Source organism: Flavimobilis marinus (genome assembly GCF_900113055.1).
In the GTDB taxonomy this organism is placed as follows: Bacteria; Actinomycetota; Actinomycetes; order Actinomycetales; family Cellulomonadaceae; genus Flavimobilis; species Flavimobilis marinus.
On sequence record NZ_FONZ01000001.1, the window covers coordinates 191,528 to 214,297 of the forward strand.

Sequence of the window (22,770 nt, forward strand, 5' to 3'; positions counted from 1 at the left end):
GTGCGCGTCGTGGTCCAGCGTGCCTCGCAGGCGAGCGTGAGCGTCGCCGGTGACGTCCTGGCGCGGTTCGACGAGCCGTGCCTGGTCGCGCTCGTCGGGGCGACCCACGACGACACGCTCGACGACGCGCGGGCGGTCGCGCGCAAGATCGCGCACCTGCGGATCCTGCGGGACGAGCGCTCGGTGGTGGACGTGGACGCTCCCGTGCTCGTGATCAGCCAGTTCACCCTCTACGGCGATGTGCGCAAGGGACGACGACCCACATGGAACGCGGCGGCAAAAGGTCATGTCGCCCAGCCGCTGGTCGATGAGGTGATCACGGCGCTCCAGGGTGAGGGCGTCCGGGTGGGCGCCGGCAGGTTCGGCGCCGACATGGCGGTGGCGCTGGTCAACGACGGACCGGTGACGGTGCTGCACGACACCCGCCCAGGGGCTGACGGGTGAGGGGTACCAGAGGGGTCCGGGGGAACGACGACACAGCAATGAGGACAAGATGGCTCCGCTGAGGGGGCTCGCGCGCGATCCGGAGACTCGGGCGCGTGAAGCGCACGTGGTGCGTCAGACCGAGGTCGAGCACGCCTGCGCGGTCGTGCTCGGCGGCGGTGGGGTCATCGTGTGGGTGGGTGACGTCGGGTCGGGCAAGACGACCCTCCTGACGAACGCGCTCGCGATGGCCGTGCAGCGCGCGATCGAGCGCGACTCCCGCCACACGGTCCACCAGCTGCGGGTCAACGCCGCGGCCGGACCGTACGGGGCGATCCACCCCGGCGAGTACGCGCGGCTCTTCGTCGACCAGCTCGCGCAGTCGTCCGGGAACCAGGTGCCTGAGGCGCTGCGCGAGATGCTCGACCGCTGGTGTGCCGGCGACGCGGAGTCCCCGGACCTCGTCGCGACCCTGCTCGGCCAGTGGCTCGAGGTCGCGCTCGCGGGGGACCTGCTGGTGCTCGCTGTGGACGACCTCGACCAGATCGACGAGCTCAGCCGCTACATCATCGTCTCCATGGTCGCCCAGCGGTGGGCGTCGCTGACCCTCCTGGCCACGGCTCGGTCCGCCAGCGAGCTCGTGCACCTGCCGCAGCCCTACGAGCTGCGCGACCTGCGCCCCATCGAAGCGCCAGAAGCGCTGCGCCTCATCGCGGGGGAGCGCCACGGCGCGATCTCGCCCTACGTCGCGGGTCAGCTGACCCGTGCGCTCAGCGGCAACGTCGGCGCGATCGCCGAGGTCGCGCGCGTGCTCACGGAGCAGCAGCTCGCCGGCCACAGCGCGCTGCCGGAGCCGCTTCCTGCGGTACCCGCCTTGCTGCGCTGCTGCGAGCCGGTCCTGGAGTCGATCTCCGCGGAGCACGAGGACGCGCTGCGGATCGCGGCGCTGTCGGTCCGCAACCGTGTGGACGGCCTCCTCCTGGCGACGGGACTGTCGATCGAGGACCTCGTCGACGGGCCGCTGGCGCCGTGCCTCCGGGTGCACTCGGGCCGGGTGGGCTTCGCGGACGAGCGCCTGCGGCAACTGGTCCTCGTGCGCTCGAGCGTGGTGCAGGCCGCACGGGCGCACGCTGCGCTCGCTCGCGCCGCCGGCAAGTTCGACGACGACGACGCCCAGACCTGGCACCTCTCCCAGGCCTCGCTCGACGGGGACGCGACCCTGGTGCCGCGCCTGGTCGAGGTAGCAGAGACGCTGCTCCAGCGCGGGGACGCGGCGTGGGCGTACCGCGTGGCGCGCGAGGCCTCCGGCCTGGCCGAGGGCGCGCAGCAGGCGAGCGCTGCAGCGCTCGCCGGACGCGCCGCCGCCGCCTCCGGGCTCGTGTGGGACGCCCTCGCGCGCCTCGGGTTCGCGAACCAGGCGGGCGACCTCGCGGTGCAGGCCGCGACCGTCGCCAGCCTCATCGAGGTGGTCTCCGCGGTGAACCCCCAGGTTCCCGGCGACCTCCTGGACCAGCACCTCGAACGGTGCCGCACGACTCCGGAGGAGGACCTGCCGCCCGGGTACGTCACGCAGATCCTGATCGCCGCGATCGCGGTCGCCAACCTGCACGCCGCGCGCGGGGAGGGCACCGCGGCGCGCCGCATGCTGCAGACGGCCTCGGCCCTCGGCGGCGATCTGCGGCGCGAGCGTGTGATCCGGCTCGGCCGGATCTGGCTCGGCCTCTTCGGGGTCTCCGGGTTCGAGCCCGAGCTCGTCGCACCGACCCTCGAGGACAGCCCGCGCTACACGTCGTTCGCCGGCACGATCAACGCTCTCGTGCACGCCCGCGACGGAAAGTACGACGCCGCGCTCCGTCTCGTGACGAGCGAGCTGGCGCGGAGCATCGACCTCGAGCAGGGGCACGGCTGGTCCTCGGCAGGGCTCAACGCCCGGACACCGAGCGAGGTGGCCGAGCTCCAGGTCGTCTACGCGCTGGTCCAGTCCTGGGCGGGCGACCTCGGCTCGGCGCGCTCCGGGCTGCAGGCCGCGGCCTTCGAGGCGCCCGTGTCCGTCCAGCTCTCCGGCCTCGGCGCGCGCCTCGCGCGCCGGCTCGACGTCCTGTGCGTGGGCGAGATCGGCGCGGTCGCCGCGGCCATCGCCTCGACAAGCGGGCAGGCCCCGCTGCTCGCACGTGCCTCGGCGAGCATCGACCGGGCTGCGGAGATGGCGCTGCACGGTCACCCGGCTGAGGCAGGGACGCTCATGGTCCTGGCGCTCGAGCGGGCCCGGCCCGACGACGCGTGGGTGTTCCCCATCCCGATGCCCGACGTCATCAACACGCTCGTCCGCGCCGGCCGGCCGGACGAGGCGCGGCACGCGGAGGAGCTTCTCGCGGAGCACCGCCGCTACCTGCCGGAGCCGTGGCGCGCGGCGCAGGCGGCCCGCAACGCCGTGCTGCTCGCCCCTCCGCACGAGCTCGAGCGCGCCCTCGACCGGCTCGCCGAGGTGGGCCGGGGCCTGGTGTCCACCTTCGAGCTCGGCCGCAACTCGCTCGCGGCCGGGTGGGCGCTGCGCGAGAAGGACCCCACCCGCGCGCGCCACCACCTCGTCGGTGCGATCGACCTGCTCGACCAGGCTGGTGCGCAGACGGTCGCGCGGGTCGCCCGCGCGGACCTCGCCGCGCTCTCGCGGCAGACGCCGTCGACCGGCTCGACGCAGCCGGTGGACACCGCCGCCTCGGCCCGGGGGACCGCTGCGCCCGTGAGCTGGACCGATCGCCCTGCGGAGGCGGCCGCACCACAGCCGACGCCTGAGGTCCTGCGTGGACGCCTGTCGAGCGGTCGCGACGCCCGGACGCCCCCGACCCCGGTCCGTCCCGCCGTCACCGCCGTCCCCGGCTGGGCCACCGCCCTGACGGAGCGGGAGCTCGAGGTCGCGCTCGCCGTCGTCGCCGGCGCGTCCAACCGGCAGATCGCCGACTCCCTCGCGCTCTCGGTGCGGACCGTCGAGGTGCACGTGAGCAAGATCTTCAAGAAGCTCGGGGTGCGGTCGCGTCGCGAGCTCGGTGAGATCGCATTCGCGGAGGCCCACGGCGCCGCCCCGGCGGGTCCGCCTGCCACCTGACAGCACGACCGATCACGCCGCTGGCGAACACAGGCATCGCGTGGGGGGCTGCGCCGTTAGAGTCGATGCGGTCAGACCTGTGCACTACCGGGGTGCGGGTGTTCGCCGCTCGTGAGGAGCAGCAGATGTTCGAGAGATTCACCGACCGAGCCCGTCGGGTGGTCGTCCTTGCCCAGGAAGAGGCACGGATGCTCAACCACAACTACATCGGGACCGAGCACATCCTGCTCGGACTGATCCACGAGGGAGAAGGAGTCGCCGCCAAGGCGCTCGAGTCCCTGGGGATCTCCCTGGACGCCGTGCGCTCGCAGGTCACCGAGATCATCGGGGAGGGCCAGCAGGCGCCGTCGGGGCACATCCCGTTCACCCCCCGCGCCAAGAAGGTGCTCGAGCTGTCCCTGCGCGAGGCGCTGCAGCTCGGCCACAACTACATCGGGACCGAGCACATCCTGCTCGGCCTGATCCGCGAGGGCGAGGGCGTCGCCGCACAGGTGCTGACGAAGCTCGGCGCTGACCTCAACCGCGTGCGTCAGCAGGTCATCCAGCTGCTGTCCGGCTACCAGGGCAAGGAGCCGGTCGCCTCGGGCGCGCCGGCCGAGGGCCAGCCCGCCGGCTCGGCCGTGCTCGACCAGTTCGGCCGCAACCTCACGCAGGCGGCCCGCGAGGGCAAGCTCGACCCCGTGATCGGTCGCGCCAAGGAGATCGAGCGCGTCATGCAGGTGCTGTCGCGCCGCACCAAGAACAACCCCGTCCTGATCGGCGAGCCCGGCGTCGGCAAGACCGCCGTCGTCGAGGGCCTCGCGCAGGACATCGTGCGCGGCGACGTCCCCGAGACGCTCAAGGACAAGCAGCTCTACACGCTCGATCTCGGCGCGCTCGTGGCCGGGTCCCGCTACCGCGGTGACTTCGAGGAGCGCCTGAAGAAGGTCCTCAAGGAGATCCGCACGCGCGGCGACATCATCCTGTTCATCGACGAGATCCACACGCTCGTCGGCGCTGGCGCGGCCGAGGGCGCGATCGACGCGGCGAGCATCCTCAAGCCGATGCTCGCGCGCGGCGAGCTCCAGACCATCGGGGCGACCACGCTCGAGGAGTACCGCAAGCACATCGAGAAGGACGCCGCGCTCGAGCGTCGCTTCCAGCCGATCCAGGTCGCCGAGCCCACGCTCGAGCACGCGATCGAGATCCTCAAGGGACTGCGTGACCGCTACGAGGCGCACCACCGCGTCTCGATCACGGACGGCGCGCTCGTCGCGGCGGCCACGCTCGCGGACCGCTACGTCAACGACCGCTTCCTGCCGGACAAGGCGATCGACCTGGTCGACGAGGCCGGCGCTCGCCTGCGCATCCGCCGCATGACGGCGCCGCCGGAGCTGCGCGAGCTGGACGAGGAGATCGCGGCCGCGCGCCGCGACAAGGAGTCCGCGATCGACGAGCAGGACTTCGAGAAGGCCGCGGGCCTGCGCGACACCGAGAAGCAGCTCACCGCCAAGCGGGCCGAGCGCGAGAAGGCGTGGAAGGCCGGTGACCTGGACACGGTCGCCGAGGTCGACGACGACCTGATCGCGGAGGTCCTCGCCCTGGCGACCGGCATCCCGGTGTTCAAGCTCACCGAGGCGGAGTCGAGCCGGCTGCTGCACATGGAGGACGAGCTGCACAAGCGGGTCGTCGGCCAGGAGGCAGCCATCAAGGCGCTCTCCCAGGCGATCCGACGCACGCGCGCCGGGCTCAAGGACCCGAAGCGTCCCGGCGGGTCGTTCATCTTCGCCGGCCCCACGGGTGTCGGCAAGACCGAGCTCGCCAAGGCGCTCGCCGAGTTCCTCTTCGGCGACGAGGACGCGCTCATCCAGCTCGACATGTCGGAGTTCTCGGAGAAGCACACGGTCTCACGGCTGTTCGGCTCGCCCCCCGGCTACGTCGGCTACGACGAGGGTGGCCAGCTGACGGAGAAGGTCCGCCGCAAGCCGTTCTCGGTCGTGCTGTTCGACGAGGTCGAAAAGGCCCACGCGGACATCTTCAACTCGCTGCTGCAGATCCTCGAGGACGGTCGACTGACCGACTCCCAGGGCCGTGTGGTCGACTTCAAGAACACCGTCATCATCATGACGACCAACCTCGGCACGCGGGACATCGCCAAGGGCCTGAGCACGGGCTTCAGCGCCGGTGGCGCGCTCTCGACCGACTACGAGCGCATGAAGGCCAAGGTCAACGACGAACTCAAGCAGCACTTCCGCCCCGAGTTCCTCAACCGCGTCGACGACACTGTCGTGTTCCCGCAGCTCACGCAGGACGAGATCATCAAGATCGTCGACCTGATGCTCGCGAAGCTCGACAAGCGTCTGCGCGCCAAGGACATGAGCATCGACGTGACGAAGGCGGCCAAGGTGCTGCTCTCCGAGCGTGGGTACGACCCGGTGCTGGGCGCGCGTCCGCTGCGCCGCGCGATCCAGCGCGACATCGAGGACGTGCTCTCCGAGAAGATCCTGTTCGGGGACATCAAGGAGGGCCAGGTCATCGTGGTGGACGCCGAGGGTGAGGGTCCGCTGGGCGAGTTCACGTTCCGCGGCGTCGCTCGCTCGGAGCACAAGCCCGAGCCCGAGCTTCCGGAGATCGATCCGCTCACGGTGCCGGCGGCCTCGACCGCAGGTGGCGTGCCGTCGGACACCTCCGGTCCGGACGCGGCCGCCCGCGCCTGACCGGACGCACGAGCCGACGGCGCCCGCTCTCTGAACGAGGGCGGGCGCCGTCGTCGTCGGTGGGCGCAGGTGGTGGGATCTGTCCGTCGCCACGACCGCCCCGATCCGGCTAGGGTTCGACACGGCGTGACCGGGCGCCGTCGACGAGGATGGACGACGTGAGCGAGCACTACTACGGCGTGGCGCAGGCCGGCGCGGGGCGGCTCGGCCACCTGTGGTGGGCCGCCTACGGGTCGCCCGAGAACCGGCCGGTCGTCCTGCTGCACGGGCTCGCCGACTCGGGGGCGTGCTGGCCGGGGACCGTTGAGCACCTGGCCGAGCGCTACCTCGTGATCGTCCCGGACGCGCGCGGCCACGGTGACTCGCAGCTGTTGCCTGGGCCCTTCCGGATCCGCGACCTCGCCGACGACGTCGCGACGATCGTCCGGAAGGTCGCCCAGCGCCCGGCGGCGCTCGTCGGGCACTCGATGGGCGGCGTCGTCGCGCAGGACTTCGCGCTGCGCGCGCCCGCCCTCGTGTCCGCGCTCGTGCTCGAGGACCCCGCGTGGACGGCGATGTCGGACGGCGAGGGCCGGCTCCCGGCGGACCTGACCGGTTGGCTGCGCGACCTCGACGCGGCGCCGTTCGTGCAGCTGCTGTCGCAGGTGCGCGACGAGAACCCGGGCTGGGCGGACGACGAGATGGCGCCGTGGGCGCACGCCAAGAAAGCCGTGGACCCGCAGCTGGTGGAGCCTCCGCACGTGTGGCGCGAGCGCGACTGGGTGGAGTCGCTGGCTGACCTCGCCCCCGACGGAGAGTTCCGCACGACCGTCCTGGCGGGCGACCCGGGCCGGGGCAGCGTCGTGACGATGGCCGACGGCGCTCGGGCCGCCCAGCTGCTGGGCGACGCGGGCCACGTGCACCGGCTCGACGCGGGCCACAGCGTCCGCCGCGACCAGCGCGAGGCGTTCCTGGCGATCCTCGACCAGGCCCTGGCGGAGATCAAGGACCCCCCGATCCCCACCTGACCCGCCCCGCCCCCGCCATCTCCCGCTGAGTGCGTGTTTTTGGCGGTGTGAACGCGCGAGACGACCGCCAAAATCACGCACTCAGCGAGCGGGGGGAGGAGTGCGGGTTTACGCGTGCGGGTGAGGGTGGGTGGCTTCTTCGAGGAGGGCCAGGGTGGCGCGGGCGACCTCGAGGCGGGTGGCGACGTCGGCGTCGGCCGGCTGGGTCGTGATCTTGGCGCCGACGAACGCGAGCGGTGCGTCCCCGGCGGCCGCGAGCGTCGCCCGCATCTGCGCGAGCCCGAGCAAGGACGCCGACGACGCCGCGAGGGCCCGGTCGTCGCCGTGCGGGGCGATGTGTCCGTCGTCCCACGGCTCGCCCCACGCAGAGTGCTGGTCCGTCGCGCCCGAGAAGACGATCCCCCGGAGCACACCGGCCTCCGCCGCCGCGCGCGTGTGGGCGAGCGGCGTGCTCGCGGACCGGCCCTCGATCGCGGAGCGCCCCCAGTTCACGGACACGCCGACGACCGGGTGCGCGCCCCCGGCCGGACCGCCCCCCACGGCGCGCGCGACGGCGATCTCGTCGGCCAGCGGGAAGAAGCCCTTGGCCGGCTCCTGCTCGGCGACGAGCGCGTCGTTGTGCTCGATCACGATCTCCGCCCCGGCGAGGTCCCAGGTGGCGATCTCGGCAAGGGAGCGCGCGAACGCACCGGCGGACCCGACGACGCCGCGGGCAGAGCCGTGCGTCGGTGCGGGGGCGCTGTGCACCTCGACGGCGAGGACGCGGGGACGGCCAGCCTCGTCGGCCAGCCGGAGCGTGAGGTCCCGCACGTCGGCGAGGTCCGCGAGCGCCGCGAGACGGCCGTCCTCGTCGCTCGACGCGAGGCCGTAGCCGGGTGCGTGGCTCAGGCGCACCATGGTGCGCGGGATGGCGGTCACCACGAGCTGCCAGTCGTGCAGGTGCCGACGCTGCCACGCGGCCTTGAGGCTCGGGTGACCCGTGGCCATCAGGGGGTGCTCGATGACGTCGATCTCGAGGGCGCGCAGACCGTCGTAGAACTCCCCGACCGCGCGGGCGTCGTCGATGGTGGGCTCGAGCGCATAGGCACCCAGCGTGCGTGCGGGGCGGGGGGTGGTCACGGCGCGCCTCCTTCGGTACGCAGACATCTGACCTTATCCCTCGTGGGGGCGCCCGCGTCGGGTGGTGCGGGCTAGCGTGGGGCCATGAGCGCTCCCACCCTAGGATCTGACGGCCACGTCTCCTTCGACCTGACGGGGCGCCGCGCGCTCGTCACGGGGGCGGGGGTCGGGATCGGCCGGACGGTCGCCCTCGCACTGGCTCGCGCCGGCGCCGATGTCGTGGTCACCTACCGCTCGCACGACGGCGACGAGGTGGCGGCGGAGATCCGGACGCTGGGGCGGCGGTCGGCCGCGCTGGCGCTGGACGCGACAGACGAGGTGCAGGTGCGCGACGTCGTCGGACGGGCGGCCGACGCTCTCGGCGGGCCGGTCGACATCCTGGTGAACAACGCCGGGGGCCTGGTCGGCCGGGTGGCGATCGCCGACATGGACCTGGACCACTGGCGCGCCGTCATGGACGTCAACGTGACCTCGGCCTTCCTGGTGACCAGAGAGGTGCTGCGCTCGCTGCCCGACGGCGGGCGCATCGTCATGGTGGGCTCGATCGCCGGGGAGACGGGCGGGTCGGCCGGGTCGGCGGCGTACGCCGCGTCGAAGACGGCCCTCGAGGGCCTGGTCCGGGGGCTCGCCAAGGAGGTCGCGCCGCGTCGCGCGACCGTCAACCTCGTCTCCCCGGGCTACATCACCGACACCCCGTTCCACGAGACCTTCTCGACGCCCGAGAAGCGCGCCGCGACCGTCCGCGGGATCCCGCTCGAGCGTGCGGGGTACCCCGACGACGTCGCCGCGGCCGTGTGCTTCCTCGCCTCCCCGGCGGCGTCGTTCGTCACCGGGACGGTCACCGACGTGAACGGGGGCGCCTACTTCAGGTGACGCGCGGGGGCTACTACTCCGACCCCGGCGTGTTCCGGCGGCTACTCGCCGTCGGGGAAGCCCGCCTGGCGCCACGCCTCGTAGATCGCGATGGATGCCGAGCTGGTCAGGTTGAGCGACCGGCGCTGCGGGAGCATCGGGATGCGCACCTGCGCCGTGATGCCAGGGTGGGCGAGGACGTCGTCGGGCAACCCGGTGGGCTCGGGGCCGAACAGCAGGACGTCGTCAGGCTGGTAGGTGATGTCGGAGTATCGCTCGGTGGCCTGCGTCGTGAACGCGAACACCCGCGCCGCCGGGCCCCACGCGGTGAGCGCGGCCTCGAGGTCGGCGTGCAGCGTGACGTTCGCGAGGTCGTGGTAGTCGAGGCCGGCGCGCTTGAGCTTGGGCTCGGACAGGTCGAAGCCGAGCGGCTCGATCAGGTGCAGCGGGGCACCGGTGACGGCAGACAACCGGATCGCGTTGCCGGTGTTCTGCGGGATGCGGGGCTCGAAGAAGGCGATGACGGGCACGCCCCATGATCCCACCCGCCGGGCCGGGCGCTCTCCGCAGCACCTGCCCGCGACTTCGTCACTTTGCTCGCGACTTCGTCAGTTGTAACTCACGAAGTGGCGCCCGAACTCACGAAGTCGCGGGTGGACAGTGCGGGGGTGGACAGCGCGCGGGTGGCGGGGCCAGCGGGCGCTGGGCGTGCAGGACCACGTTGGGTGTTGGATTTTGTTGAGTTGTGCTGGATACTGAGTGCATGCTTGCGAAGCAGCGGCACGACCGCATCCGCGCCCGGGTCCGCGCGCAGGGCGCCGTGCGCGTCTCCGACCTCGTCGCGGAGCTCGGTGTCTCCGACATGACGGTTCGCCGCGACATCTCCGAGCTCGCCGCCAAGGGCGTCCTGCGCAAGGTGCACGGCGGAGCTGTCGACGCGGCAGCGACCGCCCACGAGCCCGCCTTCGAGTCCAAGCGCGCGCTCGCCCTCGACGAGAAGCGCGCGATCGCCCGGGAGGCGCTCGCGTCGGTTCAGCCGGGCAGCTCGGTCGCGCTCTCTGCCGGCACGACGACGCAGCTGCTCGCCGAGGCCATCGCCGCCCGCGCCGACCTGCGCCCCCTGACGGTCGTGACGAACTCCCTGCCCGCCGCCGACACGCTGTTCCGCGCCGGGCACGGCATCGAGGTCGTGCTGACCGGCGGGAGCCGCACGCCGTCGGACGCGCTCGTCGGCCCCCTCGCCGTCACCGCGCTCGAGAACCTGCGCGTCGACGTCCTCTTCCTCGGCGCGCACGGCCTCGACGCCGACGGCCTCACCACGCCCAACCTGCTCGAGGCCGAGACCAACCGCGCCCTGGCCCGTGCCGCGAGCCGCGTCGTCGTCGTCGCGGACTCCAGCAAGTGGGGCACGGTCGGCCTCAGCCGGATCCTGCCCCTGGCCGAGGTCGACGTCCTCGTCACCGACGACGCCCTCGAACCCGAGGCCCGGACCGCGCTCGCGGACGCCGGGACCTCGCTCCACCTCGTCCCCACCCACCCCCTCCAGGACGGAGCAACGTGATGGCCGTGCGCCGCACGCACACCCACATGGCCGATGGCCGTGACCTGTTCTACTTCGACGACTCCGAGCCGTACGTCTCGGGTGCCGCCACCCGACGGCTCGACGACCCGCGCCCCCTCACGCCGAGGTTCGGGCCGGACTCGCCGCTCGCGCGCGGTCCGCAGATGCGCCGCGATCCGCTCACCGGCGAGTGGGTCCCCATGGCGACCCACCGCATGGACCGCACGCACCTGCCGCCGGCCGACGCCAACCCGCTCGCCCCGGCCAAGCCGGGCGCGGAGTACAGCGACGGCGAGATCCCGGACACCGACTACGACGTCGTCGTGTTCGAGAACCGGTTCCCCTCACTGCTGCGTGTCCCGGGCGAGCCCGACGACGCCACCGCCCTCGACGGCGAGGAGATCTGGGAGGTGCGCCCCGCCGTCGGCCGCTGCGAGGTCATCTGCTTCTCCCCGGACGCCACGAAGTCGCTCGCGGACGTCAGCGAGACGCGCATGCGCACGATCATCGAGGCATGGGCGGACCGCACCGCCGAGCTCAGCCGGCTCGACGGCATCGCGCAGGTGTTCGCGTTCGAGAACCGCGGCGAGGCGATCGGCGTGACGCTGCACCACCCGCACGGCCAGATCTACGCCTACCCCTACCTCACGCCGCGCACGACGACGATGCTCGGCCAGGCGCGCGCGCACCGGGAGCGCACGGGCGGCAACCTGATCGCGGACGTCATGGCCGCCGAGCTGCGGTCCGGCCGGCGCGTGATCGCGGAGTCCGAGCACTGGGTCGCGTACGTCCCGGCCGCCGCGAAGTGGCCGGTCGAGATCCACCTCGCGCCCAAGGACACGAGCCGCCCGATCCCGGACCTCGCCGCACTCACCGAGGCGGAGCGCGCCGACCTCGCGCCGATGTACCTCGAGCTGCTCGCGCGCTGCGATCGGTTCTTCGCCCACCCCGACGGCACCCCGCTGCGCCTGCCGTACATCGCGGGCTGGCACCAGGCGCCCGTCGGCGAGGGACGCGACGACCTGCGCCTGCACCTGCAGCTGTTCTCGATCCAGCGCGCGCCCGGCAAGCTGAAGTACCTCGCGGGCTCGGAGTCCGGCATGGGTGCCTGGATCAGCGACACCGTCCCGGAGAAGATCGCCGACCGCCTGCGCGAGGTCGCGACAGCGGAGCGCGCCGGGATCACGACACCGAGGAGCGAGCCGTGACCGACTGGACCCCCGCCTGGACGCGTGCGGAGGGCGCCCGGCGCGTGCGCGAGCTCTTCGCGGCGCACGTGGGCGGGGAGCCCGACGGCGTGTGGTCGGCTCCCGGCCGCGCCAACCTGATCGGCGAGCACACGGACTACAGCGGCGGCCTGAGCGTGCCGTTCGCGCTCCCGCACCGCACGTACCTCGCGCTGCGGCGCAGGGACGACGACGTCGTCCGCCTGGTCTCCGCGCAGGAGCCCGGGACGGTCTGGGAGGCGCGCCTCGCGGACCTGCGCTCTGTCGCGGACGGACCGGTCGAGGGCGCCCCCACCGGGTGGGGCACGTACGTCGCGGGCGTCGCGTGGGCGCTCGCGCAGGACGGTCACGAGGTGACGGGCTTCGAGGCCGTGGTCGACTCGTGCGTGCCGTACGGCGCGGGCCTGTCGAGCTCGGCGGCGCTCGAGTCCGCGACGGCGGTCGCGCTCGACGACGTCCTCGGCCTCGGCCTGGGCGGCACCGACGAGGGGCGCAAGGCGCTCGCGGCGGCGTGCGTGCGCGCGGAGAACGAGATCGCGGGCGCGGCGACCGGAGGCATGGACCAGGCGGCGTCGTTGCGCTGCCAGGAGGACCACGCGATCCTCCTGGACTCCGCGGACCACTCGGTGCGCCAGGTCCCCATGGACCTGGGCGACCACGCGTTGCTCGTGATCGACACCCGCGCCCCGCACTCGCTCGTCGACGGGCAGTACGCGGCGCGGCGCGCGATGTGCGAGGAGGCCGCGGTCGCGCTCGGCATCGACTACCTGGGCCTGCTCGGCCCCGACGACCTCGACGACGCCCTCGCTCGCGTGGCCACCGCGCCGACGCTCGGCGACCCGGAGCGGCGCGAGGTCGTGGCCCGCCGGGTGCGGCACGTCGTGACGGAGAACGCACGGGTGCGCCAGACGACGTCGCTGCTCGCCGACGGCCGGGTGCCCGAGGTGGGCGCCGTGCTGAGCGCCGCGCACGCATCGCTGCGTGACGACTTCGAGGTCAGCTGCCGTGAGCTCGACGTCGCCGTCGACGCGGCCGTCGCGGCTGGGGCGCTCGGGGGCCGGATGGTCGGCGGGGGCTTCGGCGGTTCGGCCCTGGCCCTCGTGCGCACGCCCGACGCCGAGCGCATCGCCGACGACGTCGCCCGGGCCTTCGCCGACGCCGACCTGACGGCTCCGGGCTTCCTGCTCGCGACGGCGTCGGCGCCTGCGGGGCGCGACGCCTGAGTAGGCTCTGAGCATGTCGCCGACGACGTACCTCGCCGCCCCTGACCGCTACGAGCACGCCCGGTTCCGCCGGGCCGGGCGCAGCGGGCTCGACCTGCCTGCCCTGTCGCTCGGGCTGTGGCACAACTTCGGGCACACCACCCCCCTCGAGACGCAGCGCGACGTCCTGCGCCGGGCGTTCGACCTGGGCATCACGCACTTTGACCTGGCCAACAACTACGGCCCGCCGTACGGGTCCGCGGAGGAGAACTTCGGCCGCCATCTGGCCGCGGACTTCCGCCCGTACCGGGACGAGATGGTCATCTCGTCGAAGGCCGGGTACGACATGTGGCCCGGTCCGTACGGCGACGGCGGCTCGCGCAAGTACCTGCTGTCCTCGCTCGACCAGTCCCTGGCGCGCATGGGCTTGGAATACGTCGACATCTTCTACTCCCACCGCCCCGACCCCTCGGTGCCGATCGAGGAGACGATGGGCGCCCTGCACACCGCCGTCACGAGCGGCCGGGCCCTGTACGCAGGCATCTCGAACTACTCCCCGGCTCAGACCCGGGCGGCCGCCCAGGCGCTCGCGGACCTCGGCACGCCCCTGCTCATTCACCAGCCCAGCTACTCGATGTTCAACCGGCACGTCGAGCTGCCCGACGCCGGGCAGGCGGACCCGACCGACGCCACGGGGCAGTCGCTGCTGGACACGGTCGAGGACCTCGGCATCGGGATGATCGTGTTCTCGCCGCTGAGCCAGGGGCTGCTCACGGGCCGCTACCTCGGGGGCGACATCCCCGCGGGCTCGCGCGCCGCCGTCGGGCACTTCTTGCGGCCCGACCGCGTGACGGACGAGTACCTCGCGGCCGCGCGGGCGTTGAACGAGATCGCCGCTGGGCGCGGGCAGAGCCTCGCCCAGCTGGCGCTCGCCTGGGTGCTGCGCGACGCGCGCGTGACCTCGGCCCTGATCGGGGCGAGCAGCGTGGCCCAGCTCGAGGACAACGTCGCGGCGCTCGAGGCGCCGCCGCTGACTGCCGACGAGCTCGCGGCGATCGAGCCGCTCGTGGTGCACGGGCGATTCTGAGGCCTCCCGAGCCATCCGGCCTGGGCCTTTCGTCCGTTTCGCCGTGCCTCGGCGCGCGCCTAGCGTGAGAGGTGTCGCGACGACGTGACACCTGCGTCGTCGAGTCACCCGGAGTGTGCACTCAACGAGGAGGGCAGTGCCATGGCACGTCTGGACGGCAAGGTAGCGATCATCACCGGCGCGGCGAGCGGGATGGGACTCGCCGCAGCCCAGCTCTTCGCCCGCGAGGGCGCCAAGGTCGTCGCGACGGACGTGAGCGACGCGCTCGAGGGCGAGGTCGAGTCGATCCGCACGTCGGGTCACGAGATCCTCGCAATGCACCACGACGTCGCCTCCGCGGAGTCGTGGGCCGACGTCGTGGGCGCAACCATCGAGGAGTTCGGCACGGTCGACATCCTCGTCAACAACGCGGGCGTGCACGTCGCCAAGGGCATCCTCGAGACCGACGAGGAAACCTGGGACCGCGTGCTCGACATCAACGCCAAGGGCGTGTTCCTCGGCATGAAGGCCGTGATCCCGACCATGGCCGCCGGCGGCGGAGGCTCGATCGTCAACTGCTCGTCGATCGCCGGGATCGTCGGCGGCGACGGGGACGGCAACGGCGCCGCGTACAGCGCGTCCAAGGGCGCGGTGCGCTCGATCACCAAGCACGCCGCGCAGTGGCACGCGAAGGACCGCATCCGCGTGAACTCCGTGCACCCCGGAGCGGTGCTCACCGGGATGTCCGGCGACCTCGCGAGCGTCGAGGAGCTGGGCAAGATGGTCGGCGTCGACAAGACCCCGCTCCCCCCGCACGCGGGCGAGGCCATCGACATCGCCTACGGATACCTGTACCTGGCGTGCGACGAGTCCCGGTTCGTCACGGGCGAGGAGCTCGTGATCGACGGTGGGTGGATCACACACTGACGCCGCAGGGCATCATGGGCGCATGCAGATCGCCGGACTCGCCCAGCTCGTCGTCGGGCTCCTGCTCGTGGTCGCCGGGCTGGTGACCACGCTCGTGGCCCGAGGCAGCCGTGACCGGGTGGCGCGCGTGGTCGTGCCGGGGATCGTCGTCGGGCACCGCGGCTTCGCGCGCCCGCCGGCCGTCGTCGTGCGCTACCCGCTCCCGGACGGTCGGCCCCACGAGGTCACGGCACGCCTGCGGGTGACGCGGCTCAGCCTCAACGCGACGGGAACCGAGCTGCCCGTGTACGTCGACCCACGCAACCCCTACGACGCGATCCTCGTCCCGGGCGGCTCCACCCAGCACCAGGCGGCCTTCGTCGGCGGGGTGCTGATGGCGATCGGTGCCGTCTTCGCGGTGCTCGGCGGGGCGCTCGTTGCGGTCGCGCTGGCGCTGCCGCCGGGGTGAGGCGGCGTCAGTCCTTGGCGTCCGCGTAGGAGTCGACGATCGCGACCGTGACCGGGAACTCGACGCCGGCCTCTCCGGGCGGGCCGAACAGCAGCCGGCCCGCGTCGGCGGCGCTCGCGCGCAGGAGCTCGGCGACCTCGTCCGCCAGGTGCGCCGGCGTGTGCACCATGACCTCGTCGTGCAGGAAGAACGCCAGGTGCGGTCCGGTGCGGAGGTCGGGGCCGGCCGCCGTGCCGGCAGCCGCTGCGGGTGCGGCCGCAGCGCCTGCTTCGCGGGTCATTACGTAGAGCCGCTGGCGCAGGATCGCCATCCAGCTCAGCGCCCACTCGGCCGCCGTGCCCTGCACGATGAAGTTCCGCGTGAACCGGCCCCAGCTGCGCGCACGGGCGAGATCCGCGGGGGTGCCCGTGTTCTCGGACCACTCGCCGCGCGGACCGTCCTCCTCGGTCGCCCCGGGGCGCGGGGAGGTGCGGCCCAGCCAGGTGGAGACGACGTCGCCGCGCTCGCCCGTGCGTGCGGCCTGCTCGACGAGCCCGATGGCCCGGGGGAACGCCCGCGTCAGCTGCGGCAGCACCTGACCGGAGACGCCCTGGGTGCCGCCGTACATGGCGCCGAGCATGCCGTACTTGGCGTGGGTGCGGGTCTCGACCGCGCCCGCGGCGACGATGCCCTCGTACATGTCCGTGGCGCGCCCGGCCGTCGCCATGGCCGCGTCGCCCGACATCGCCGCGAGGATGCGCGGCTCCAGCTGGGCGGCGTCGGCCACCACGAGCTTCCAGCCGTCGTCGGCGCGCACGGCGTCCCGGACCTGGTGGGGGAGCTGGAGCGCGCCGCCACCGTCGGACGCCCAGCGCCCGGTGACCACGCCGCCCGGGACGTAGGTGGGGCGGAACCGCCCGCCGGCGACCCACGTGTCCAGCCAGTGCCAGCCGTTCGCTGACAGCAGGCGGGACATCTTCTTGTACGCGAGCAGCGGGGCGATGACCGGGTGGTCGACGTCCTTGAGCTCCCAGGACCGGGTGCTGGAGACGCCGAGCCCGGCGTGCCGCAGCGCCTTGAGGAGCTCGGGACCGGAGTCCGGGTTGAGGTCGGGGGCGTCCAGGAGCGCGCGGACCTCGCGCGCCCGCTCCTCGAGCAGCCGGGGGCGGTAGCCCGGCGCGGGCCGTGGGCCCAGGAGGTCGGCGAGCAGGGCGTCGTGCACGTCGGCGCGCCACGGGACGCCGGCGGCCGTGAGCTCGGCCGCGACGAGAGCGCCCGCGGACTCGGCGGCGAGCAGGAGGTTCAGCCGGTTTGCCTCCGCACCCGCGTGCCGGACGGCGTCGAGCTGGGCGCGCAGCTCCACGAGCGGGTCCAGGCCCGCGTCCGCCGCGGGCACGAGGTCGAAGAGCCCGTCCTGCGTGGCTGCCACCGGGGGACGTGAGCGTGGGGCGTCCCACGCGGACGGTGGTGACTGGGCGAGCGCGCTGGCCGCCGTGAGCGCGCTGGCGCGCAGGATCGCGTGGCACAGCCGCAGGTCGACGCACCGCTCGACCCGCACCCCAGCGGCGAGCAGCGGGGGATAGGTGGCTGCGGTGTCGGCCCACACCCAACGGGGCCGGTCCGCCTCGCGCTCGCGGACGCAGCGCGCCAGGGCGTCGGGCGGCAGGGTGACGCGCCTGGTCTCGGTGCCGGACGCGTCGACGTCGACCAGGACGAGAGCGGCCTCGGCTCCCGGGATGACGACGACGTACATGGCGTCAGTGTGTCAGGCGGCGGTGACGCTCCCGGCCTCCCGGCCTCCCGGCCTCCCGGTCGCACCGCGTCACGGGCCGGGGGCGGTCCCGTGCGCGACGCCGGCGTCGACCGTCGTCGGGCCGTCGTCGTCCTCGAGGTCCGCTCCGGCGAGGTCGAGCTCGGGCAGCTCCGCGTCGGCGAGGAACGCGGGGGCGTGCAGGAGCGTGATCGTGGCCCACCCGCGCACGAGCATCCCGGCGTCGCTGTCCGGTTCCTGCGCGGCGTCCGTGCCGGCGAACGAGAGCGACAGGTGCTCGTCGTCGAGAGGATCGATGTGTGCCTGCACCATGCCGAAGCTCGCGAGCGGGGCCTTGCGCAGGCCGCGCACCCGGTCGAGCGGGCGGTCGGGCACGTTCAGGTTGACCACGCGCCCAGGGTCGGGATTCGCCAACATCCACGTCAGGACGTGGTCGACGAGGTGCCTGCTGGTGTCCCAGTGCTGCGGGTCGGTCGCGTTGGTCGACACGGCGAGCGCCGGGATCTGGTGCGTGCTGGCCGTGAACGCGGCGCCCGCGGTGCCCGAGTGCAGGATCGCGTGCCCGGTGTTGGCGCCGCGGTTGATGCCGGACAGCACGAGGTCCGGCTTGGGCCCGAACCCGTTGAAGGCCGCGAGCAGGGTGATCAGACCCGGGGTGGCGCGCACGCCGTACGACTCGGCGGCGTCCGGCAGGCCCGGCGGGCGCTCGCGGTTGATGACGAGGCGGCCGTCGGCCTCGGCGCCCATGAGCGACGCGCTCGCACCGGAGGACTCCCGCGCCGGCGCGGCGACCACCACCTCGTAGCCCTGGGCGAGTGCAGCCTCGGCGAGCACGGTGAGCCCGGGGGAGTCGATGCCGTCGTCGTTCGTGATCAGTGCGCGCACGATGTCTCCTGTCGGTCGGCTGTCGGCGGTCGTCGCCGTCGCGGGCGTGGTCTAGAGCGGGGTGACCTCGACCTCGGCGGTGAATCTCTCGATCTGGTCGCCCCGTCCCGTCCCGAGGCCGCGGCGCGTGACGTTGAGCGCGCCGGCCGCGGCGCCGAGGCGCGCGGCCTCGGCGAGGGTCAGGCCCCGGGCCAGGCCGACGGCGATGCCCGCGGTCATCGAGTCGCCCGCCCCGCGATGGTCGGCGGTGCTCACCTCGGGGGTCGTGATGGCGGACGCGCCGTCGGCGTCGACGGCGAGGGACGCTCCGCTGGCCCGGGAGACGACGACGCCACCGAGGCCACCGTCCACGAGCGCCCGCGCGGCCGCGAGCAGCGAGTCCTGCTCGTCGTCGTCGGCGAACCCGCCCTCGACGAGCTCGTCGTCGCTCATCTTCAGGACGCAGCCCTCGACCTCGAGCAGTGCTCGCGCCTGGTCGCCCGAGAGATCGGCGACGACGGTGTGGCCCGCGGCGCGCAGGTCGGACGCGAGTCGCTCGAAGAAGTCGGCGGGAACGCCCTTGGGCTCCTCGGTCCCGGTGAGGATGCAGACGCCGGCGTCGAGCGCGGTCACGAGCGCGGTGCCGTAGAGGTCGTCGAGGGCGTGCCGATCGAGCACCGGGCCGGGCATGCGGGCGATCTCGGTGCGCTCGCCGTCGCGACGGTCGTGGACGTAGGCGCCGTTGGCCGGGCCCGGGGTGGGCCGGACGTCCAGCCCTTCCTCGCGGGCGAGGTGGGCGGTGACCGAGCCGGTCTCGCCGCCGAACGGTCCGCACACGGTGACCTCGGCGCCGAGCGACTCCGCCATGCGCGCGAGCCAGATGCCCTGGCCGCCCGGGTGCACGTGCACCTCCGGGACGTCCTTGTCCGGCCCGCCGCCCTCGATCGTGACGGTCAGCAGCGGCTCGGGCGCGAACACGAAGACCTGCACCGGCGTCGTCGTCTTTCCCATACGTCCCGAGCGTAGGTGGGGTCGGCCCAGCGCGCGCCCCGAGAGCCGGAGGGTCAGTCCGGCATCAGGCGGGAGCGGATCAGGAACCGCTTGCCCTCGGGTGCCTCGACGCTGAACCCGGCGCCGCGGCCGTCGACGACGTCCACGGTCAGGTGGGTGTGGCGCCAGTACACGAACTGCTCGGCCGACATCCAGAAGTCGATCTGCTGCGGCTCACCCGCGTCCGCGGGCGCGATGTCGAAGCGCGCCAGCAGGACGTCCGCGTCCGAGGTCAGGAAGTCGCCCGCCGGATAGCACATGGGTGACGAGCCGTCGCAGCAGCCCCCGGACTGGTGGAACATCAGCGGGCCGTGCTTTTCCCACAGGGTGCGCAGGAGCGCGACTGCCTCGTCCGTCATCGCGACGCGTGAGTCCGTCTCGCCGTCCACCACGACGTCTCCGTCGATCATGAGCGTGCCTTCCGTCGTCGTCGTCCCTCTCCCACCCGGGATTGCGCAGAATCTGTTGCTGATCGCAGCAGATTCTGCACAATCCCGGAGGCGGGGTTGAGGGGGTGAGGGAGGGGATCGGGCCGGGTCCGGGCCTAGAAGAACCCGAGGGCGCTCTCCGAGTAGCTGACCAGGAGGTTCTTGGTCTGCTGGTAGTGGGACAGGGCGTGCTTGGAGTTCTCGCGCCCGATGCCGGACGACTTGTAGCCGCCGAACGCCGCACCCGCGGGGTACGCGTGGTAGTTGTTCACCCACACGCGCCCGGCCTGGATGTCGCGGCCCGCGCGGTAGGCGATGTTGCCGTTGCGGGACCACACGCCTGCGCCGAGCCCGTACAGGGTCTCGTTGGCGAGCGCGATGCCGTCGGCGTAGTCCGTGAAGCGCGTGACGGCCACGACGGGGCCGAAGATCTCCTCCTGGAACACCCGCATCGAGTTCTGCCCCTCGAAGACGGTGGGCGCGACGTAGAACCCGTCGGTGAGGTCGCCGCCGAGGTCGACGCGCTCCCCGCCGATCGCGATGCTCGCGCCCTCCTGCTTGCCGATGTCGATGTAGCTGAGGATCTTCTCGAGCTGGTCGTTGGACGCCTGGGCGCCGACCTGGGTGTTCGTGTCGAGCGGGTTGCCCTGGATGATCTTGCCCGTGCGGTCGAGGGCGTCGCTCAGGAACGAGTCGTAGATGGACTCCTGGATGAGCGAGCGGCTCGGGCAGGTGCACACCTCGCCCTGGTTGAACGCGAAGAGCACGAAGCCTTCCTGCGCCTTGTCGTAGTAGGCGTCCTTGGCGTCCGCGACGTCCGCGAAGAAGAGGTTGGGGCTCTTGCCGCCGAGCTCGACCGTGGAGGGGATGAGGTTGGCGCTCGCGTACTGCAGGATCAGGCGGCCCGTGGTGGTCTCGCCGGTGAAGGCGATCTTGCGGATCCGCTTGGACGACGCGAGCGGCTTGCCCGCCTCCAGCCCGAACCCGTTGACGACGTTCACGACGCCGGGCGGCAGCACGCCCGCGAGCAGCTCCATCAGCACGAGGATCGACACCGGCGTCTGCTCCGCGGGCTTGAGCACGATCGCGTTGCCGGCCGCGAGCGCGGGCGCCAGCTTCCAGGTCGCCATGAGCAGCGGGAAGTTCCAGGGGATGATCTGCCCGACGACGCCCAGCGGCTCGGCGTAGTGGTAGGCCACCGTGTCCCCGTCGAGCTCGGTGAACTCGCCCTCCTGGGAGCGGATGACCGAGGCGAAGTACCGGAAGTGGTCGGCGGCCAGCGGCAGGTCGGCGTTGAGGGGCTCGCGGATGGCCTTGCCGTTGTCCCAGGTCTCGGCGACGGCGAGCATCTCGCGGTTCGCGTCGATCACGTCGGCCACCTTGTTGAGCACGGCGGCGCGCTCGGTGGTGCTGGTCTTGCCCCAGGCGGGGGCGGCCTTGTGCGCGGCGTCGAGCGCGGCCTCGATGTCCTCGGCGGTGCCGCGGGCGACCTCGGCGAACGGCCTGCCGGTGACCGGCGAGATGTCCTCGAAGTACTGGCCCTGCACGGGCTTGACCCACTCGCCGCCGATCCAGTGCTCGTAGCGCGGCTTGAAGGTGACCAGGGAGTCCGGGGTCCCCGGAGGTGCGTAGACGGTCATGTCGCTCCTTTGACGTCGTTGTCAGGTGAGCGCCTCGAGTGCTCGAGGGGCGTGCCATCGACGGTAGGTCGCACGAGGTTGCGTCCGGTTGCATCGCGGGACGAAGGTCCCTTGCCTGCCTCAGGCGAGCTCGGACTCGATGCTCTGGAGGTGCGCGACGACGGCGGCGCGCTTGGGAGAACGGGCCGGGAGGAGCCGCAGGCACAGCCGCCAGAGCTCGACGTCGTACCGGCCCTCGTCGGTGCGGGCGTAGGTCAGGACCGTGTCGACGCCCGCGTCCGTGAGCACGGTCTCGCGCAGGCACGCGCTCACCTCGGCACGGAGCGCCTGGATGCCCGGCGCGGTCGACCCGGGCAGCACCGGGCCCGGGTAGCTGCCGAGCGCGACGCGGTGCGCGCCGCGCTCGCAGAACGTCAGCACCCGGTGGGCGTCGAGGTCGATCGGCGCCGCCAGCCGGTAGGGCCGCGACGCCGGCGCCAGCCCGGGCGCGACGGCGTCGAGCACGCGCCGCAGCCGGACGATCTCGGCACGCAGGGTCATGACGGCGTCGTCGCGTCCGTACACGGCGTGGGCGAGCGCGTCGGCGGAGAGCCCGCCGCGGTGGTGCGCCAGCAGCGCGAGGATCTCCGCGTGCCGGGTGCTGAGCTCGACGGCGCGCTCTCCGCAGCGCAGGAGCCCGCGCTCGCGGCCGAGCACAGCCAGGGAGACCTCGGCGGTGGGTTTGTCCGCCGGCCGGCGGACAGCGCTGTCGCGCCGGGAGACCGTGGGGCGCGCCAGGGCGCGCAGCGCGAGCTCGGCCTCGACGGCGGCGACGGTCGCCTCGAGGAGGGGGAGGGTGACGGGGCCGACGGCGTCGGGCCCGCCGGTGATGTCGATGACGCCGACGACGCTCCCGCTCGCCCGGTCGCGGACCGGGACCGCGCTGCAGCTCCACGGGTGCACGACGCGGGCGTAGTGCTCCTCGCGATGGATCTGCACGCTGCGTCCCAGCACGAGCGCCGTCCCGGGAGCGCTCGTGCCTGCGGCGGCCTCGGACCAGTCGGCGCCGGCGACGAAGGCCATGCGCTCGGCCTTGCGACGCAGGCTCCGGTCGCCGTCGACCCACAGCAGCCTGCCGGTCTGGTCCCCGATGGCGACGACGAGCCCGGCGTCGAGCGTGTGCCGCACGAGGAGATCGTGGATCACGGGGAGGACACCGGCCAGCGGGTGCTCGGCGCGGTGCAGCTCCAGGTCGCCCTCGGACAGGACGCGGTCGGGGACGGCGTCCGGGTCGAGACGGTAGGCCGACGAGCGCAGCCACGACTCCGCCACGAGAGGGCGCAGGCTCCGCTGCTCGGCGGGGCTCGGCACGGCCGGGACAGGCACCACGGCGGAACCCCCGATCATCGTTGGTCGGCAGACCCGGCCA

At 73.1% G+C, this 22,770-nt stretch carries 19 protein-coding genes; 11 read left to right on the plus strand and 8 right to left on the minus strand.

Annotation, left to right across the window (positions count from 1 at the left end):
• The 4 genes from dtd to BMZ30_RS00930 all read left to right on the plus strand — a co-directional run bounded on the left by dtd (position 1) and on the right by BMZ30_RS00930 (position 7,229).
• Positions 1 to 444, plus strand: coding sequence for a D-aminoacyl-tRNA deacylase (dtd, locus tag BMZ30_RS00915; protein ID WP_093375600.1), 444 nt, complete (start codon positions 1 to 3; stop codon positions 442 to 444).
• Positions 445 to 493: 49 nt separating this feature from the next.
• Positions 494 to 3,526: a helix-turn-helix transcriptional regulator gene (locus tag BMZ30_RS00920; protein WP_093374239.1), complete on the plus strand. Its 3,033-nt coding sequence runs from the start codon at positions 494 to 496 to the stop codon at positions 3,524 to 3,526.
• 125 nt (positions 3,527 to 3,651) lie between these two features.
• Positions 3,652 to 6,222: an ATP-dependent Clp protease ATP-binding subunit gene (locus BMZ30_RS00925; RefSeq protein WP_219810161.1), complete on the plus strand. Its 2,571-nt coding sequence runs from the start codon at positions 3,652 to 3,654 to the stop codon at positions 6,220 to 6,222.
• Positions 6,223 to 6,380: 158 nt separating this feature from the next.
• Positions 6,381 to 7,229, plus strand: a complete 849-nt coding sequence (locus BMZ30_RS00930; RefSeq protein WP_177191236.1) for an alpha/beta fold hydrolase — start codon at positions 6,381 to 6,383, stop codon at positions 7,227 to 7,229.
• 108 nt (positions 7,230 to 7,337) lie between these two features.
• Here the strand turns inward: BMZ30_RS00930 and BMZ30_RS00935 are convergent, their stop codons facing one another.
• The gene (locus tag BMZ30_RS00935) at positions 7,338 to 8,348 is read right to left on the minus strand and encodes a DUF4862 family protein (RefSeq protein ID WP_177191237.1); all 1,011 of its coding nucleotides are present in this window, start codon (positions 8,346 to 8,348) and stop codon (positions 7,338 to 7,340) included.
• An 84-nt stretch (positions 8,349 to 8,432) separates the two neighbouring features.
• Between BMZ30_RS00935 and BMZ30_RS00940 the strand changes: the two genes are divergently transcribed.
• Positions 8,433 to 9,221 (plus strand): SDR family NAD(P)-dependent oxidoreductase, encoded by a 789-nt coding sequence (locus BMZ30_RS00940; RefSeq protein WP_093374242.1) that lies wholly within the window; start codon positions 8,433 to 8,435, stop codon positions 9,219 to 9,221.
• Between the two features lie 41 nt (positions 9,222 to 9,262).
• Here the strand turns inward: BMZ30_RS00940 and BMZ30_RS00945 are convergent, their stop codons facing one another.
• Positions 9,263 to 9,730, minus strand: a complete 468-nt coding sequence (locus BMZ30_RS00945; RefSeq protein ID WP_093374243.1) for a tRNA (cytidine(34)-2'-O)-methyltransferase — start codon at positions 9,728 to 9,730, stop codon at positions 9,263 to 9,265.
• A gap of 233 nt (positions 9,731 to 9,963) precedes the next feature.
• On the opposite strand from BMZ30_RS00945, the gene BMZ30_RS00950 reads away from it, so the two are divergent.
• The 6 genes from BMZ30_RS00950 (at position 9,964) to BMZ30_RS00975 (ending at position 15,630) form a co-directional block, all read left to right on the plus strand.
• The gene (locus BMZ30_RS00950) at positions 9,964 to 10,761 is read left to right on the plus strand and encodes a DeoR/GlpR family DNA-binding transcription regulator (RefSeq protein WP_177191238.1); all 798 of its coding nucleotides are present in this window, start codon (positions 9,964 to 9,966) and stop codon (positions 10,759 to 10,761) included.
• Positions 10,761 to 11,969 carry a galactose-1-phosphate uridylyltransferase gene (galT, locus tag BMZ30_RS00955; RefSeq protein WP_093374245.1) on the plus strand — a complete coding sequence of 403 codons (1,209 nt, stop codon included), beginning with the start codon at positions 10,761 to 10,763 and terminating at the stop codon, positions 11,967 to 11,969. Before BMZ30_RS00950 ends, galT begins: the two co-directional genes overlap by 1 nt.
• The gene (galK, locus tag BMZ30_RS00960; protein ID WP_093374246.1) at positions 11,966 to 13,210 is read left to right on the plus strand and encodes a galactokinase; all 1,245 of its coding nucleotides are present in this window, start codon (positions 11,966 to 11,968) and stop codon (positions 13,208 to 13,210) included. Before galT ends, galK begins: the two co-directional genes overlap by 4 nt.
• Before the next feature lie 13 nt (positions 13,211 to 13,223).
• Positions 13,224 to 14,276, plus strand: coding sequence for an aldo/keto reductase (locus BMZ30_RS00965; protein WP_093374247.1), 1,053 nt, complete (start codon positions 13,224 to 13,226; stop codon positions 14,274 to 14,276).
• A 141-nt stretch (positions 14,277 to 14,417) separates the two neighbouring features.
• Positions 14,418 to 15,182: an SDR family NAD(P)-dependent oxidoreductase gene (locus BMZ30_RS00970; protein ID WP_093374248.1), complete on the plus strand. Its 765-nt coding sequence runs from the start codon at positions 14,418 to 14,420 to the stop codon at positions 15,180 to 15,182.
• Between the two features lie 22 nt (positions 15,183 to 15,204).
• Complete coding sequence (locus tag BMZ30_RS00975; RefSeq protein WP_093374249.1) at positions 15,205 to 15,630, plus strand: DUF3592 domain-containing protein; 426 nt, start codon at positions 15,205 to 15,207, stop codon at positions 15,628 to 15,630.
• 7 nt (positions 15,631 to 15,637) lie between these two features.
• Here BMZ30_RS00975 and BMZ30_RS00980 read toward each other — a convergent pair whose 3' ends face one another.
• The 6 genes from BMZ30_RS00980 to BMZ30_RS01005 form a co-directional block, all read right to left on the minus strand.
• The gene (locus BMZ30_RS00980) at positions 15,638 to 17,362 is read right to left on the minus strand and encodes a bifunctional 3'-5' exonuclease/DNA polymerase (RefSeq protein WP_093374250.1); all 1,725 of its coding nucleotides are present in this window, start codon (positions 17,360 to 17,362) and stop codon (positions 15,638 to 15,640) included.
• A gap of 69 nt (positions 17,363 to 17,431) precedes the next feature.
• Positions 17,432 to 18,265: a 5'/3'-nucleotidase SurE gene (surE, locus tag BMZ30_RS00985; protein ID WP_093374251.1), complete on the minus strand. Its 834-nt coding sequence runs from the start codon at positions 18,263 to 18,265 to the stop codon at positions 17,432 to 17,434.
• 51 nt (positions 18,266 to 18,316) lie between these two features.
• Positions 18,317 to 19,255 carry a PfkB family carbohydrate kinase gene (locus tag BMZ30_RS00990; RefSeq protein WP_093374252.1) on the minus strand — a complete coding sequence of 313 codons (939 nt, stop codon included), beginning with the start codon at positions 19,253 to 19,255 and terminating at the stop codon, positions 18,317 to 18,319.
• Positions 19,256 to 19,308: 53 nt separating this feature from the next.
• Positions 19,309 to 19,704 (minus strand): DUF779 domain-containing protein, encoded by a 396-nt coding sequence (locus BMZ30_RS00995; RefSeq protein WP_093374253.1) that lies wholly within the window; start codon positions 19,702 to 19,704, stop codon positions 19,309 to 19,311.
• Between the two features lie 134 nt (positions 19,705 to 19,838).
• A complete protein-coding gene (exaC, locus tag BMZ30_RS01000; protein WP_093374254.1) occupies positions 19,839 to 21,362 on the minus strand; it encodes an acetaldehyde dehydrogenase ExaC in 1,524 nt (507 codons plus the stop codon).
• A 120-nt stretch (positions 21,363 to 21,482) separates the two neighbouring features.
• Complete coding sequence (locus BMZ30_RS01005; protein ID WP_177191239.1) at positions 21,483 to 22,730, minus strand: sigma-54-dependent transcriptional regulator family protein; 1,248 nt, start codon at positions 22,728 to 22,730, stop codon at positions 21,483 to 21,485.
• Positions 22,731 to 22,770: the final 40 nt, after the last annotated feature.